The 576-nt window shown below is 51.4% G+C and carries 1 pseudogene; it reads left to right on the plus strand.

The annotated features are described in order from the left end of the window. Nucleotides 1-72: 72 nt before the first annotated feature. Nucleotides 73-576 (plus strand): annotated as a pseudogene (locus tag HMPREF3155_RS13320) (transposase); the annotation flags it as partial.

Here is a 576-nt window from a genome sequence, read left to right on the forward strand (position 1 = left end):
GGACCTGACCCCTGTTTGGTAGACACCTGATATCCAGCCCGGTTGGGTTGGGAAGAAAGGTAATCTACCACCATGCCTAGGTATTCCGAACAGTTCAAACGTGATGCTGTGGCCCTCTATGAAAACAATGAGGACCTTTCACTTCACGCGGCTTCAGCAGAGCTTGGAGTCAATCGTTCCTCGCTTTTCTCCTGGCTTCAGCAATACGGCACCGGCAAACGTGCCCGCACGAAGGCCATGCGCGACAACGCCAAGGAGACGACTGATTCCGAGCGAATCCGCCAGCTAGAAAAAGAGAACGCGAAGCTGCGCGAAGAACGCGATATTCTGCGCAAGGCCGCGAAATATTTTGCCGAAGAGACACGCTGGTGATCCGCTTCCAGTTTGTCTATGACCACCGAACCGAGTACTCGGTCAAGCGGATGTGCCATGTGTTAAAGCTCAATCGCTCCTCGTTTTATAAATGGGTCAACACCCACGAAAATCGCAGGTTAAAGATATGTTCCGATGCCCTTATTGGTGCAAGAATCAAGGCCATCTTTGATGATGAGAACGGGCTTTATGGTGCTAAACGCA

The organism is Corynebacterium sp. HMSC06D04, assembly GCF_001807315.1.
GTDB classification, from domain to species: domain Bacteria; phylum Actinomycetota; class Actinomycetes; order Mycobacteriales; family Mycobacteriaceae; genus Corynebacterium; species Corynebacterium simulans.